General features: G+C 61.2%; 13 protein-coding genes. 8 read left to right on the top strand and 5 right to left on the bottom strand.

The features are described from left to right. Positions 1-7 precede the first annotated feature (7 nt). Entirely contained in the window at positions 8-1,231 is a 1,224-nt protein-coding gene (locus tag H2170_05760; protein ID MCS6299592.1) for an AMP-binding protein, read from the top strand. Positions 1,232-1,245: 14 nt separating this feature from the next. Here the strand turns inward: H2170_05760 and tsaE are convergent, their stop codons facing one another. Genes tsaE through H2170_05740 form a run of 4 tightly spaced genes read right to left on the bottom strand, consistent with a single transcriptional unit; the run spans position 1,246 to position 4,473 of the window. Then, a complete protein-coding gene (tsaE, locus tag H2170_05755) occupies positions 1,246-1,680 on the bottom strand; it encodes a tRNA (adenosine(37)-N6)-threonylcarbamoyltransferase complex ATPase subunit type 1 TsaE (protein MCS6299591.1) in 435 nt (144 codons plus the stop codon). Further along, a complete protein-coding gene (locus H2170_05750; protein ID MCS6299590.1) occupies positions 1,664-2,611 on the bottom strand; it encodes a thiamine-monophosphate kinase in 948 nt (315 codons plus the stop codon). The genes tsaE and H2170_05750 overlap by 17 nt, the downstream gene beginning before the upstream one ends. 46 nt (positions 2,612-2,657) lie before the next feature. Continuing rightward, the gene (gene alr / locus H2170_05745) at positions 2,658-3,806 is read right to left on the bottom strand and encodes an alanine racemase (protein ID MCS6299589.1); all 1,149 of its coding nucleotides are present in this window, start codon (positions 3,804-3,806) and stop codon (positions 2,658-2,660) included. A gap of 1 nt (position 3,807) precedes the next feature. Then, complete coding sequence (locus H2170_05740; protein ID MCS6299588.1) at positions 3,808-4,473, bottom strand: peptidase M22; 666 nt, start codon at positions 4,471-4,473, stop codon at positions 3,808-3,810. A gap of 125 nt (positions 4,474-4,598) precedes the next feature. Between H2170_05740 and tig the strand changes: the two genes are divergently transcribed. The 4 genes from tig to H2170_05720 all read left to right on the top strand — a co-directional run bounded on the left by tig (position 4,599) and on the right by H2170_05720 (position 8,655). Then, a complete protein-coding gene (gene tig / locus H2170_05735; protein MCS6299587.1) occupies positions 4,599-5,921 on the top strand; it encodes a trigger factor in 1,323 nt (440 codons plus the stop codon). Between the two features lie 29 nt (positions 5,922-5,950). Continuing rightward, positions 5,951-6,574 (top strand): ATP-dependent Clp protease proteolytic subunit, encoded by a 624-nt coding sequence (locus H2170_05730; GenBank protein MCS6299586.1) that lies wholly within the window; start codon positions 5,951-5,953, stop codon positions 6,572-6,574. Between the two features lie 105 nt (positions 6,575-6,679). Continuing rightward, positions 6,680-7,987, top strand: coding sequence for an ATP-dependent Clp protease ATP-binding subunit ClpX (gene clpX / locus H2170_05725; GenBank protein ID MCS6299585.1), 1,308 nt, complete (start codon positions 6,680-6,682; stop codon positions 7,985-7,987). 119 nt (positions 7,988-8,106) lie between these two features. Continuing rightward, a complete protein-coding gene (locus H2170_05720; GenBank protein ID MCS6299584.1) occupies positions 8,107-8,655 on the top strand; it encodes a hypothetical protein in 549 nt (182 codons plus the stop codon). A gap of 13 nt (positions 8,656-8,668) precedes the next feature. Here the strand turns inward: H2170_05720 and menB are convergent, their stop codons facing one another. Continuing rightward, on the bottom strand, positions 8,669-9,505 hold the full coding sequence (menB, locus tag H2170_05715) for a 1,4-dihydroxy-2-naphthoyl-CoA synthase (protein ID MCS6299583.1): 837 nt from the start codon (positions 9,503-9,505) through the stop codon (positions 8,669-8,671). 122 nt (positions 9,506-9,627) lie between these two features. Between menB and H2170_05710 the strand changes: the two genes are divergently transcribed. The 3 genes from H2170_05710 (at position 9,628) to H2170_05700 (ending at position 13,595) form a co-directional block, all read left to right on the top strand. Beyond that, positions 9,628-11,535, top strand: coding sequence for a KUP/HAK/KT family potassium transporter (locus H2170_05710; GenBank protein MCS6299582.1), 1,908 nt, complete (start codon positions 9,628-9,630; stop codon positions 11,533-11,535). A 261-nt stretch (positions 11,536-11,796) separates the two neighbouring features. Next, positions 11,797-12,678: an HDOD domain-containing protein gene (locus tag H2170_05705; protein MCS6299581.1), complete on the top strand. Its 882-nt coding sequence runs from the start codon at positions 11,797-11,799 to the stop codon at positions 12,676-12,678. A gap of 8 nt (positions 12,679-12,686) precedes the next feature. Continuing rightward, complete coding sequence (locus H2170_05700) at positions 12,687-13,595, top strand: HDOD domain-containing protein (protein MCS6299580.1); 909 nt, start codon at positions 12,687-12,689, stop codon at positions 13,593-13,595. Positions 13,596-13,603 lie beyond the last annotated feature (8 nt).

The following is a 13,603-nucleotide window of genomic DNA, read 5'->3' as shown; positions in this document are numbered from 1 at the left end:
GGCGGCGATGGGCGTGGTGGTTGCGGAGCGTGAACCAGCTCGGTTTATCGCGCGCTTTGCCGAGGCGGTGGCCGCACGCGGGTCGGTGTTTTTGGCCGACCCAAATTGGGGCGAAGTCGAACGCGCGCAGTTTCAGGCGATCATTGCGCAGACGCCGTTGCCTGAGTCGACGGAGGCGGGGTTGCAGGCGGCGGGTGGCCAACTGGCGCAGTTGGACCGCGGCTGGTTATGCATTCCCACGGGCGGTTCGTCGGGAAACCTGCGTCTCGCCCGTCACGACTCGGTTACGTTGGCGGCGGCTGTGCGCGGTTTTTGCACATATTTTGGCGTCACTCAAGTGAACGCCGTTGGGTTGCTTCCGCTTCATCACGTGAGCGGGCTGATGGCGTGGATGCGCACCGTGATGACCGGGGGAACTTATCTGCCGTGGAGTTGGAAAGCGGTGGAGGCGGGCGAGCGTCCGGTGCTGCCGTTGGGGAAGGGCGATTGGTTTCTGTCGCTGGTGCCGACGCAGTTGCAGCGCCTGTTGGGCAACGCTGAAGCAGAGGCATGGTTGCGCGGTTTTAGGGCGGTGTTTGTGGGCGGCGGGCCGGCCTGGCCGGAGTTGATCGAAGCAGGTGCGCGCGCGCGGTTGCCCCTGGCGTTTGCCTACGGGATGACGGAAACCGCCGCGATGATCACTGCGCTGCGACCGGAGGAATTATTGGCAGGCGGACGCGGTTGCGGCACGGTGTTGCCTCATGCGCGGCTGGCGTTGGCCGCTGACGAGGACGGGCGGATCGTGCTCGGCGGGGCGTCGTTGTTTCGTGGGTACTGGCCGGAAACACGCACAGGCGAGTCATGGGCGACGGAGGATTTGGGGAGATTCGACAGCCAGGGCAGCCTGCGGGTGCTCGGGCGGCGCGATGCGCTGATTATCAGCGGTGGCGAGAAAGTGGATCCGGCGGAGGTGGAGGCGGCCCTGCGGCAGGACAACTTTTTTTCGGATGTGATGGTGGTCGGCGTGGCCGATGCAGTTTGGGGTGAGGTGGTGGTGGCTTGTTATCCGGCGTGCGATGGCGCGTTGGCTGCGGAGCCTGAGTTGGGGCAACTCGCCGCGTACAAGCGCCCCAAGCGTTACGTCGCCGTACCCGACTGGCCGCGTAACGCGCAGGGCAAGGTCAACCGTGCTGCGTTGCGCGCGCGGGTGGATGCAGCCGGCAAAACAGGGGCCAAGCAGCCCCGGTTTTGAGCGCCCTGTTGCGACTACCGCAGCCGCACCGTGTGGTGCTGTTCTGAAGTGATGCCGAGGTCGAGGTGCAGCGCGTTGGCCGGGATCCAGCCGGCGATTTTTTCCGGCCACTCCACCGCCAAACACCACGGGCTCACCAAAAAATCCTCCAGCATCAAGGCGTCGATTTGCCGGTCGTTTTCGAGGCGGTAGGCGTCCATGTGCACCAGCGTGCGCGACTCGCCTCGGTAGAGCGTAAAAATGTTAAACGTCGGGCTCGTCACCGGTGCGGTCACTCCTAGGCCACGGGCGAGGCCTTGAACAAAAGTGGTTTTGCCCACGCCGAGATCGCCGTGCAGCGCCAAGGTGGTGTCGGGCGGCAGTGCCGCAGCTAACTCCAGCGCCAGCGCGTGGCTTTCGTCGGCGGAGGTGGTCACAACGCCTGCGCGCAGTTTAGCGAAGATGTTCATAGCCTTTAAAGTTTTCGAGCGGCAGCGCGCCCGCTTCGAGGGTTCGAGTGAAACGGCCGATGCAGGTGAGTCGCGTGCGGAATTTTTTGCGCCACGCCGTTTCGAGTGCGGCGCGATCGGCGCGGGCCGCGACGGTGAAGAGCAGTTCAAAGTCCTCGCCGTCGCTCAGTGCGTGGTCCAAGGCCGAGCGGCCGTCGCGTCGCGCGAGGGTTCGAGCTGCAGCGCTGATAGGAATGGCGGGGGGGCACAACGAGGGTACCGCAGCCGTTGGCGTGAGCGCAGGCAGGTCTTTGGCCAACCCGTCGCTCACATCCATGAGCGAGCGGACTTCGCGGCGTCCGGCCAGCCAAGCGCCTTCGGCTAGGCGGGGCGTAAACCGGTGATGGTGGCCGAGGATGCTGCCGCCGAGCGTGCCGGTAACGAAAATCCAGTCACCTGTTTTCGCGCCTTTTCTGGTGAGGACACGCGGGCCATTGACCTCGCCGATCAGCGTGAGGGTGGCGGCGAGTCCGCCTTTTTGCCGGGTAATGTCGCCGCCAACGATGCTCACCGCGTAGGTGCGGGCGGTGGCGGCGAGCCCGCGGTAAAATTGCTCCAGCCAGCGCGTACTCACGGTTTCATCGAGGGCGAGGGCGATGACGGCGGCGCGGGGGCGGCCACCCATGGCGGCGATGTCGCTCAGGTTGCGTTTGAGTAATTTGGCGGCGACGGCGCGCGGCGGAATGGAGTCATCAAAATGTTCGCCGTAAACCACCGGGTCGACTGTCACCAATTGGCGGTGACGCGAGGCCGGTAGCACCGCGCAGTCGTCACCGATCCCAAAGGGCTCAGGCGGCGAGGCGGTTCCCAGCCAGCGACGAATCGCCGCGATCAACCCGAGTTCGCCGAGCGAGCGGACGGATTCGGCGGGGGTGGCGGTGAAGGGCTGCATTGCGGTGAGCGAAGGGCGGACGGAGCTGTTATGCGGACGGCTGGGATCAAAGCCCGAGCGAGGTGCGGTAGAGGCGCGGGACGCGTTTGGTCACCGAGGTGAGTGTTTCCCAGGGTATCGTGTCCGCCCAACGGCTGAACTCGGTCAGGCCGATCTGCTCGTCCTGCTGGCGACCCACAAGAACGACCGGGTCGCCGGTTTCGACACCGGGGACATCGGTCACGTCGACGATGGTCTGGTCCATGGTGACGCGGCCGAGAATCGGGCAGCGTTTTCCGCGAATGAGCACGTGGCCCCGATTGCTCGCGGCGCGGGCGACGCCGTCGCCATAGCCAGCGGCGAGGATCGCGACTGTGGAATCCCGTTTGAGTGAGCACGTGCGCCCGTAGCTGACGGCGGTGCCGGCCGGGAGTTGTTTCACCAAGGCGATGCGAGTGTGGAAACTGAATACGGGCTCGGCTTGAACTTGCGCGAGCAGCGAGTCGGCGTGGGGCATGATGCCGAATTGGAGCAGTCCCACGCGCACGGCGTTGAAGGGCCCGGCGACTTCAATTGTTTCCAGTCCGGCACTGTTGTCGGCGTGGATCAGCAGCGCTCCGAGATCGATGCCGGGGCATGCTTGGAGCGCGTTAAGGAAGCGGCGGCGCTGTTCGGCGGTGAAGACCGCGTCATCGTCGGAACTAGAAAAATGAGTGAAAACCCCCGCCAAACGCAGGTGCGTGGCTTCACGGATTTTTAGATACAGCGCCGGGGCTTTTTCGTACCACACGCCGAGGCGGCCCATGCCGGTGTCGATTTTAAGGTGGACGGTTAAGGAGCGTCCGGCGGCGCGGGCTGCGTTGTCGAGCCGGGTGACTTCGGCCTCCGACGAAATGGTAACGGCGACATCGTAATCGAGCACGTGGCGGTCTTCTTCAGGTAGCAGTGGGCTGAGCAGAAGCACGGGCCAGCCGGGGCCGATTTCGCGCAGGGCGGCGGCTTCAGCCAAGTTGGCCACGGCAAACAGGTCGGCGCCTGCGTGCATGAGTCGGGCGGCGGTTTGCGGCAGGCCGTGGCCGTAGGCGTCGGCCTTGATCACCGCCACATAACGCATGTGGTCGGGCAGGGAGGCGCGGATCAGGCGCAGGTTGCGCTCCAGCACGGCGAGATCGATCTCGGCCCAGCAACGCAGCGGTAAACGGGAAGCAGTGGACATGTTAAATTGAAGCCGGGCGTGGCGCCGGGGCTTGGTGGATTTGCGGAGTCCACGTTACGTAGCTCGGTTCCTCGTGCGAAAACGCATCGGGCTCGGTCACAGCGCGAAACAGGTCCTCGTTCGGCAGGTTTTTCAACAATGCGGCCACGTCGTAGCGGGTTGTTCCTAGCCCGGCCGGCAGCGGCGTCCAGTGGCGGAAAAACTCCGGCATGACGCATTCGCCCGCCAACTCGGCCGATGGCACGCGGCGCAGCGCTTGGCCAAGTTGGGCAACGTGCCAGGTGTCGCGGCGGGCGTCGGCGATCACGCTGAGCTCGGGGCGGCCAAGCGAACGGGCCACCAAGTCGAGACTCTGGTAGGTGTAGGTGGCGGCGCTGGGGTTGATCACGCGCCAGGTGCGCAGCGCCACGGCGGCGGTGCGGATGCCCAGGACCGATCCCGGGCCTTCGCAAAAAACAAACGCATCGACTTCGGCGATACGCCGGCCGGCCTGGTTGAGCAGCGCCTCGACACAGGCGAAGATGCCGGTGCCGGCCTCGGTGTCGCTGTGTTGCCAAACGGGTGCGGCGGCGCCCGGAGTCCAGAGCCCGGCCTGAACGCGCGCCGAGGCGGAATCGATCAGGAGCAGGGTGGGGTGTGCGGCGAGCAGTTGGCGGAGGCTGGGCATGAGCGTGGCATCAAGCTGGCCCTGGGCGCGGCTTTCAAGCGCGGAGAATCAGGCATTGACCGCGACGAAGGGCGCCGCGTATTTTGGCCAATTCTACCAACAAAACCCTCCGACTTTTTCCTACTGTGAACATCGAAATCAAAGACGTCTCCGAAACCCGTAAAAGCCTAGTCGTTACCCTCGACCAAGCTGAAGTCGCTGCCGAACACAAAGCCGTGGTCGGAGAGATTTCCAAGCAGGCCCGTCTGCCCGGCTTCCGTCCCGGCAAGGCTCCTGCCGCTATGATCATCAAGCGCTACAGCAAGGAGATCAGCGAAGAGTTCAAACAGAAGGTCATGTCCAAGGCCTACCGTGGCGGCCTCGAGCAGTCCAAGCTCGAAGCACTCAACATCACCGATGTTCAGGAGGGCACCATCGCCGTCGATCAACCGGCCACCATCACCATCACGCTCGACGTGCGCCCCACCTTCACGCTGCCCGACTACTCCAATCTCTCCACCGAGATCCAGTCCGTCGAGTCCACCGATGCCGAGGTCGAGAAGGTCATCGAGGGCATGCGCTCCGAGCGTGCCGACTTCAAGGTCGCCGAGCGCGCCGCCGCCAAGGCCGACTACGTGAAACTCGCCTACGAAGGCACCATTGATGGCCAATCCATTCTCGAAATCGTCGCCGATAAGCAGATCTACGCCAAAGTTCCCCAGACGTGGGAAGAGGTTGAAGGCGAAAACGAAGGGCTGATCCCCGGTTTGGGCAAGCAGCTCGCCGGCCTGTCCAAGGGCAACAAGAAGGACATCACCATTTCGTTCCCCGCCGAGTTCGCCGCAGTGCCGGCCTTGGCTGGTAAAACCGCTGTCTACGCCGTCGAGATCCTCGAAATCCGCGAGCGCGTTCTGCCTCCCATGGACGAGGCTTTCTTCAAAGCCAACCAGTCCGACAACCTCGACAGCCTCAAGGTTAACGTCCGCAACAATCTGAAGGGCCGCAAGGAGTACGAGAACCGCCAGGCCCAGCGCCGTCAGGTTTCCGAGGCGCTTAACGCCAAGGTCGAGTTCGCCATCCCCGAGAGCCTGGTCGAGTCCGAGACCCAGTCCGTGCTACGCCAGTTCATCGAGGAAAACATGCGCCGCGGCGTCCCCGCCGAGCAGTTCGAGAAGGATAAGGCCGCCCTCCACCAGAGCGCCAGCGTTGCCGCCCGCACCCGCGTCAAGACCCAGCTGCTCCTCGCCAAGATCGCCGAGCAGGAAAAGATCACCGTCAACGAGCGCGACATCGACACCTTCATCTACCGCGAGTCGATGATGACCCAGCAGAAGCCCGAGAAGCTGGTCAAAGAGCTGACCAAGGACCGCGAGAAGCTGCGCTCCATCCAGCAGTCGATCATTTTCGACAAGGCCCTTGATTTGCTGGTGTCCAAGGCTACCGTGACGACCGCCCCTGCGAAGGCGTGATCAGTTCACCGTAAACCAAGGAAAAACCCGTGAGTTACTACGTCCCTACCATTCTGGAGAACACCGGCCGCGGCGAGCGGCAATGGGATGTTTTCAGCCGTCTGCTCAAAGATCGCATCATTTTCATCGGTTCGCCGATCGATGACATGGTCGCCAATGTGGTGATCGCGCAGATGCTTTTTCTGCAGATGGAAGATTCCAAGAAAGACATCCATTTCTACATCAACTCCCCGGGTGGCGTCGTCACCGGTGGCATGGCCATCTACGACACGATGAACTTCCTGCAGTGTGACATCGTCACCTATTGCATCGGCCAGGCGGCCAGCATGGCGACGGTGTTGCTCACGGCCGGCACCCCCGGCAAGCGTTACGCGTTGCCCAACAGCCGCGTGATGATCCACCAGCCCAGCGGTGGCGCCGGTGGCCAGACCGCCGACATCATGATCGCCTCCAAGGAAATCCTGCGTTGGCGCCAGACGCTCAACGGAGTTATTGCCAAACACACCGGCAAAACCGCCGAGCAGGTTGAGAAGGATTCCGATCGCGATTACTACCTGAGCGCCTACGAGGCCAAGGCTTACGGCCTGGTTGACCACGTGGTCGAGTCGACGCGCGAAGTGAAGCTGTCGGTGCCGGTTCCCGGCGCCGCCTGATTCGGACTAGCGCAAAACACCCTCCAAAACGGCGACCTTCGGGTCGCCGTTTTTTTTGAGCTTTTGCGTACTCGACAGGCACCCGGTGAAACGCAGAGTAAAACCATGGCCAAACCGTCTCGCGTGACCCTCTGTTCGTTCTGCGGCAAATCACAGGCAGAGGTGCGGAAAATCATCGCCGGTCCCGGGGTGCAGATCTGCGATGCGTGCGTCAACGTGTGCAAGACGATCGTTGATCGTGAGCTGAATCAGCACGCCGCTCCCGCCGCCGTTAAACCCGCTTTCCGGCTCATAAAGCCCGCCGCGGTTAAGGCGGCCCTCGATGACTTTGTGATCGGCCAGGATCACGCCAAGAAGGTCTTGGCGGTTGCCGTCTACAACCACTACAAGCGCCTCATGTTTGGCGCCGGACACTCGCCTGTTCACAGCGATGAGTTCTCCTCCGAGTTCACCGACGTGGAGGTTGAAAAGAGCAACATCTTGCTCACCGGCCCGACCGGCTCCGGCAAGACGCTCCTCGCCCGCACGCTCGCCAAGATTCTCGATGTTCCTTTTGCCATTTCCGACGCCACCACGCTCACCGAGGCCGGCTACGTGGGCGAAGATGTTGAGAACGTCGTTTTGCGTCTGCTTCAGGCCGCCAACTTTGATGTGAAACGCGCGGAGTGCGGCATCATCTACATCGACGAAATCGATAAAATCGGCCGTAAAACCGAGAACGTTTCTATCACGCGCGACGTCTCCGGCGAGGGTGTTCAGCAGGCTTTGCTCAAGGTTCTGGAGGGCTCGGTGTGCAACGTGCCGCCCCAAGGCGGTCGCAAGCATCCAAATCAGGAATACGTGCAGATCAACACCGCCAATATCCTCTTTATTTGCGGCGGGGCGTTCGTCGGCCTGGAGGGCATTATCAGTAAGCGTCTGGGGCAGCGCGGGCTCGGCTTTGGTTCCATTCAGTCGCAGCAGGATAATGGCGACGCCATGAGCGCCGAAAACATCATGAAGTCGATCGAGCCGGGCGACCTGGTGCGCTTTGGCATGATCCCGGAATTCATCGGTCGTTTACCGGTCGTCACGGTTTTGGAGCCGCTGCAGGTGGCCGACCTCGAAAAGGTGCTCGTGCGCACCAAGAACGCCATGGTGAAGCAGTATTCCAAGCTCTTCGCTATGGACGGTGTGAAACTCAAGTTCACCCCCGATGCGATCAAGGCCATCGCGGTTAAGGCGGTCGAGTTGAAGACCGGCGCGCGGGCGCTGCGTTCGATCATGGAAAATCTCATGTTGGAGGTGATGTACGAGCTCCCCAGTCGCGACGACGTGATCGAGGTGGTGATCGACTGCTCCGTGGTGGCCGGCAAACGCCGGCCTATCCTGCGCAAATCAGGTAAAGGCGAGAGCACTCTGGACGCCGCCTGATCGCTGCGGTTAGCGCTGCTTGGCGTTGGCTGCGGTGAGTTTGGGTAACGCGCGATTCCCTGGGTGCGGACTTGCTGAAAGGGCGTGCGTCGGTGACGCTCGGGCAAAACTTGAAACGTATGCCTGATTCTCTCCCCGAACCCACCTTACGCCGCGTACTCGCACTCTCCTTGATGGACGGCTGGTGCATGACGTTGTTCTCGGGTTTTTGCACGTCCCTGTCGCTGTGGCTTGGGCAGTGGCCTGGGGCCGCAGTTGGGGCTATTGTTATGTCCTGCGGCATCACGACGCTGTGCAGCAGGAAGCGCCTGATAAGCGGCGATGCGAGCGGCATGGTTTGGCTGCTGCGGGCGCAACTCGCCGTGCTGGCGATTGTTTTTCTCTATGTGATGGAAAACCTGCGTGCCTACGACGCGGCCGCGTTGATGGCGCGTCTTACGCCGGAGATGCGTGGCATGCTGGAGCAATACGGGGTTTTACCCACGGATTTGGAGCCGCTTTTGAAACCGATGTATTTCGCCGTCTACCTGCTCATGATGGGCGGCACCCTGTTGTTTCAGGGCGGGCTTGCCCTGTTTTACAAGACCCGCCGGGGCCAGGTTGCGGCCGAGTTGGCCGCCCGTGTGGCAGCTGCGCAGGCCGACGTGCACGTGCGCACCTCGGCCTGAACGCGGCACCGGCTTACGGCAGCCAGGGGAACTTGCGCGCGTCGGGTTTGCGCTTCTCACGTTGGGCGCCGTGGAATTCCTTGGCCTCCTCGCTCATGTAATAGAGTAGGGTGGCGTTACCGGCGAGTTCCTGCAGACCGCTTTGGCCATCCACATCGGCGTTAAAGGCGCTCTTGAGGCAGCGAATCGCCAGGGGGCTGTGCCCCATGATTTCGCGGGCCCACTGCACGCCCTCGGCTTCGAGTTGGGCCAGCGGAACGACGGTGTTAACCAGTCCCATGTCGAGGGCCTGCTGCGCGTTATATTGGCGGCACAGGTACCAGATTTCGCGGGCCTTTTTCTGGCCGACGATGCGCGCCAGATAACTGGAGCCAAAGCCGCCGTCGAAGCTGCCCATCTTGGGCCCCACTTGGCCGCAAATGGCATTGTCGGCCGCGATCGACAGATCGCAAACCAGGTGCAACACGTGGCCGCCGCCGATGGCGTACCCGGCGATCAGCGCGATGACCACCTTAGGCATGGAGCGGATGAGCTTTTGCACATCCAGGATGTTGAGGCGCGGCACGCCGTCGCCGCCCACGTAGCCGGCGTGACCGCGCACGCTTTGGTCGCCGCCGGAGCAAAACGCGTACTTGCCGTCGCTGTGCGGACCGGCTCCGGTGAGCAGCACCACGCCCACCGACAGGTCCTCGCGGGCGTCAATCAGCGCGTCGTGCAACTCCATGGCCGTCTCGGGCCGGAAGGCGTTGCGCTTCTCGGGGCGGTTAATGGTGATTTTGGCGATACCCTCGGCCTTGTGGTAGAGGATGTCGGTGTAGGTCTTGGCGACTTTCCAATCAGGGAGACTCATGAAGCCAGCACCATGCAGGCCGTCGGGTGCGCGTCAATCGGGCGCGTACGAGATGCGGATTTTAGGGACAACGAATGGGCTGGTGCGGGACAATTTTTTGTGTGAACTAGACCGTTCCTAATATGCATAATCACCAAGCGTCGGTGTCAAAAGCTGCACAAGCCAGTCTCTGTTTGGGGGCGTTGGGGGTGGTTTTTGGCGACATCGGCACGAGTCCGCTTTACGCGATGCGCGAGTGTTTGGTGCACCTGCCGCCAACCATGGCGCGCGCCGACGGGGTGCTCGGGGTCTTGTCGCTGATGTTTTGGGCGCTCACTTTTATTGTCAGTTTTAAGTACCTGCATTACGTCACCAAGGCGGACAACCGCGGTGAAGGTGGTATCTTTGCCTTGCTCGCCCTTGGCCATGCTCGCGGCGATGCTCCGACCATTTATGGCGATCGGCGCGGGTTAGGCTGGGGAACGGTGCTGATTTTGCTGGGAGCAGCCTTGCTGTACGGCGACGGGGTAATTACGCCCGCTATTTCGGTACTTGGTGCAGCCGAGGGGTTAAAAAACTTTGTTCCAGATCTGACGCAGCACTCCATTGTGATTATTTCGGTGGTCATTCTCGCACTGCTGTTCGTGAGTCAGAGTAAGGGCACCAAGCTCATTGGGAGCATTTTCGGGCCGGTGATGTTGGCGTGGTTTCTCGCTCTCGGGGCGCTTGGCACGTGGCATCTGGCGCAAGACCCGACGGTTCTCAGGGCGATCAACCCGCTTTATGGTTATCGCCTGCTGGCCAACAATCCGGGCTTTGCCGCGGCCATACTCGGCGCGATCGTTTTGACGGTCACCGGGGCCGAGGCGCTTTATGCCGACATGGGCCACTTCGGCCGGCGTTACATCGCAATTGCTTGGTATGGAATGGCCTGCCCGGCTTTGTTGCTCAACTATTTCGGTCAAGGCGCCTGGGCCATCAGCCATCCGCTCAGCACCGAGAATCCGTTTTTTCAGTTGGCCCCCGCCGGCCCGATTCAGTTCGTGCTCGTGATCCTATCGATTTTCGCGGCCATCATCGCCAGCCAGGCCTTGATCTCAGGCACGTTCTCTTTGACCCGCCAAGCCATCCAATTGGGCTACTTTCCGCGTCTTAAGATCCTGCACACCAATGCCGAACACGAGGGGCAAATCTACATCCCGTTGATCAACTGGGCGCTGGCGCTCGGCTCGATCTGGATTGTTTTTGAGTTTAAGTCCTCCGAGGCCCTGGCTGCCGCCTACGGCATCGCGGTCACTGGCACGATGGCCGTGACCACCTTTGCTTTTTATCGGGCGAGCCGGGTGCGCTGGAAGTGGTCACGCGGAAAAGCCCTGGGGCTGTGCGGGCTCTTCATTGTGGTGGATCTGACTTTGTTGGGGGCCAACGCCCATAAATTCGAGGACGGCGGCTGGCTGCCGGTGGGCATGGCCCTCGCCGTGCTCGCTGTCATGCACACGTGGAAAAGCGGGCGTAACGAGATACAGGAAAAGGTCTATGGTGGCGCCATCAACGAGCTGGAATTGTCGCAAGTTGCGAAAAGTAAAAACATCGTGCGCGTGCCCGGCAGCGCGGTGTTTATGGTGGCCACTTCCAAAGGCACACCGTTGGCCTTGCTGCACCACCTCAAGGCCAACAAATGCCTTCAGCAAACCGTTGTGCTGCTGACCATTGTGACCGAAGAGGTGCCCAACGTGAATGACGAGGAGCGCATGACACTCGAGTGTTTGGGCGAGGGGATTTGGCGCGCCGTAGGTCGCTACGGCTACATGGAGTCGCCCTCGGTCAACAAGCTGGTGGATCGCATCCGGGGCCAAGGCGTGCCGGTCACCGCGCACGGCACCACCTATTATTTCAACCGCGAAATGATCATCACCGGTGGTAACGCCAAGATGTTCGAGTGGCAGAAATCGCTCTACGCCTTCCTCAGTCGCAACGCCCGCCCGATCAAGGATTATTACCAAATCCTGCCCACGCAGATCATCGAGATCGGCCTGCCCGTGCAGCTTTGAGCCGGTGTTTCGGCTATCAAGCCCGGCTTGATGGCCGAAACACGGCGCCTGCATGTCGGCGCGGGGGAGGGACGACCTCTGTGTCGTCCGATAATCACCGGCCCGCTTGGGGTGTTCGTCTAGGGTGTTTCCCTTAGGCGTTTTGCTAATATCTAGTTTTCAGTGGATTAGAGACTTCATCAAAAAAAGGTAAAAGCCGAAACCGGCTTAAGTATCCGCTGAATGCGCCGATGGGTACACTCAACCCCAAGCACCATCATTATGACTTTGAGTGAAACTTCCCATCCACACGGCAACGTGAAGCGGCTGACCAATGACCAGCAGTGCCTGTTGACCATTACTGATTCACTGAATGCTTCGGGGCAAATCCTCGGGTTGCTCAACTTGGCGATCAGTAACCCGCGCACCACGATCCCCGAAATCGCCACGATTCTGCGGCGCGACGTGATGCTCTCGGCGCGGATCATTCGCATCTCCAATTCAGCGTTTTTTGTGCGCACCTCGAATATCTGTAAAACCATCGAGGATGCGTTGCAGCGTGTCGGCATGCGCGAGATTGCCCGCCTCATCGCCACGGCTACCATGCAGGGCATGGCTCCGCCTCGGCTGCGCGCCTACGGCATCTCCGGCGACCAGTACAATAAAAGCGTCCTGTTTACCGCCTCCGCCAGCCAACTCATTGCAGCGGAGGTTAAAATGGATCCCAACGTGGCTTACCTCGCCGGCCTGATGCGCCCGCTCGGTATTCTGGTGCTCAATAAATGGGCAGAACAGCAGTTTTCTCACGTCGATAAACTGGAGTGGGGTGGCGCCGAGTCACTCCTGCAGTGGGAGCATAACACTTTTGGGCTTAACCACATCGAGGTCTCCAGTTTCATCACGCGCAAGTGGGGCTTCCCCGCCTCGGTCAGCGACAGCATCGAGAAATCCACCGACCAACTCGCCTGTGTTAACGAGTCGCCGATGTCCCTGATTTTGCAAACGGCGGAGACTTTGGCCGAAAGCAACCGGGCGACTTTCCACGCCCTGCAAAGTGGCTCTATGCTACGCAAGGACCGGCTCGACGCCCTCGGGATTAAATCCGTGCAACTGGTCGAAATCAGCCGCGGTGCCCTCAACCAATCCCGTAACTTTTCCAATTAACTGATCCCATGACCCATTTCACCCAGGTTGACATCAACTGGCTGAAGGCCGCTTCCGCCCGCCTTCCTTCCTCCTCCAAGCTTATTGATACGCTTTACCGCGCCATCCAACAGCCCGATGTCGATATCGACCACGTTGTCCGCCTAGTTTCGATGGACGTCGCCATCACGGGCCGCCTGTTGCGCATGGCCAACAGCGCTTGTTACACGCGCGGCGAGACCGTCACCAGTTTGGACCAAGCCCTCGTCTGGCTGGGGGCGTTTCAGGCCTACCGGGTCGCCTGCATCACGGTATCAGCCCAACTCTGTGAGCAAAACCTGCCCGTTTATCATATTTCCGCTGACCGGCTGCTCGCCAATTCCATCGCCATGGCGGTGGGCATGGAGGTGATCGCAAAACAAACCAGCCTCGATCATAAAGCTGCTTACACCATCGGCTTGATGCATAATCTGGGGCGGATTTTACTCCAAAGACTCGCCTTGCAAATGGAGATTCCGGCCGGAGCCGGCGACCTGCCTAACATCCAAGCGGTGATCAACTGGGAGCGCGAAACCTTTGGCTACGCCCACGGCGAGCTGGGCGGCGCGGTTCTCGCGTTGTGGGGAATGAATCCCCTGTTTACCCAGGTTTTAACGCATCAGCACGACATCCAAAAGGCGGCGGACCCCGAGGTGCGCCGTTGGAGCGCCCTGTTACACCTCACCGCCTCGGTAGTCGCGGGCACCGAGTTCGGCCTGGGCGTCACCAGCGACTCGTGGCCGATTTCGGAGGGCGTTTTTGTCGACGCGGGCCTTCCCCAATTGGACATCCTGAAACTCAGTCAGGAGATTACGACGGCGACCAAAGCCCTCTGTGAGCAGAGCGGCTTTGTCCTCGCTCCAACGGGCTCGAGCTCACTGTCATCCGGCAAAAATTGAGTGACTTG

The organism is Opitutus sp., assembly GCA_024998815.1.
Taxonomy (GTDB): domain Bacteria; phylum Verrucomicrobiota; class Verrucomicrobiia; order Opitutales; family Opitutaceae; genus Rariglobus.
Note: the sequence above shows the minus strand (reverse complement) of the source record. Positions and strands in the feature narration are given on the sequence as shown.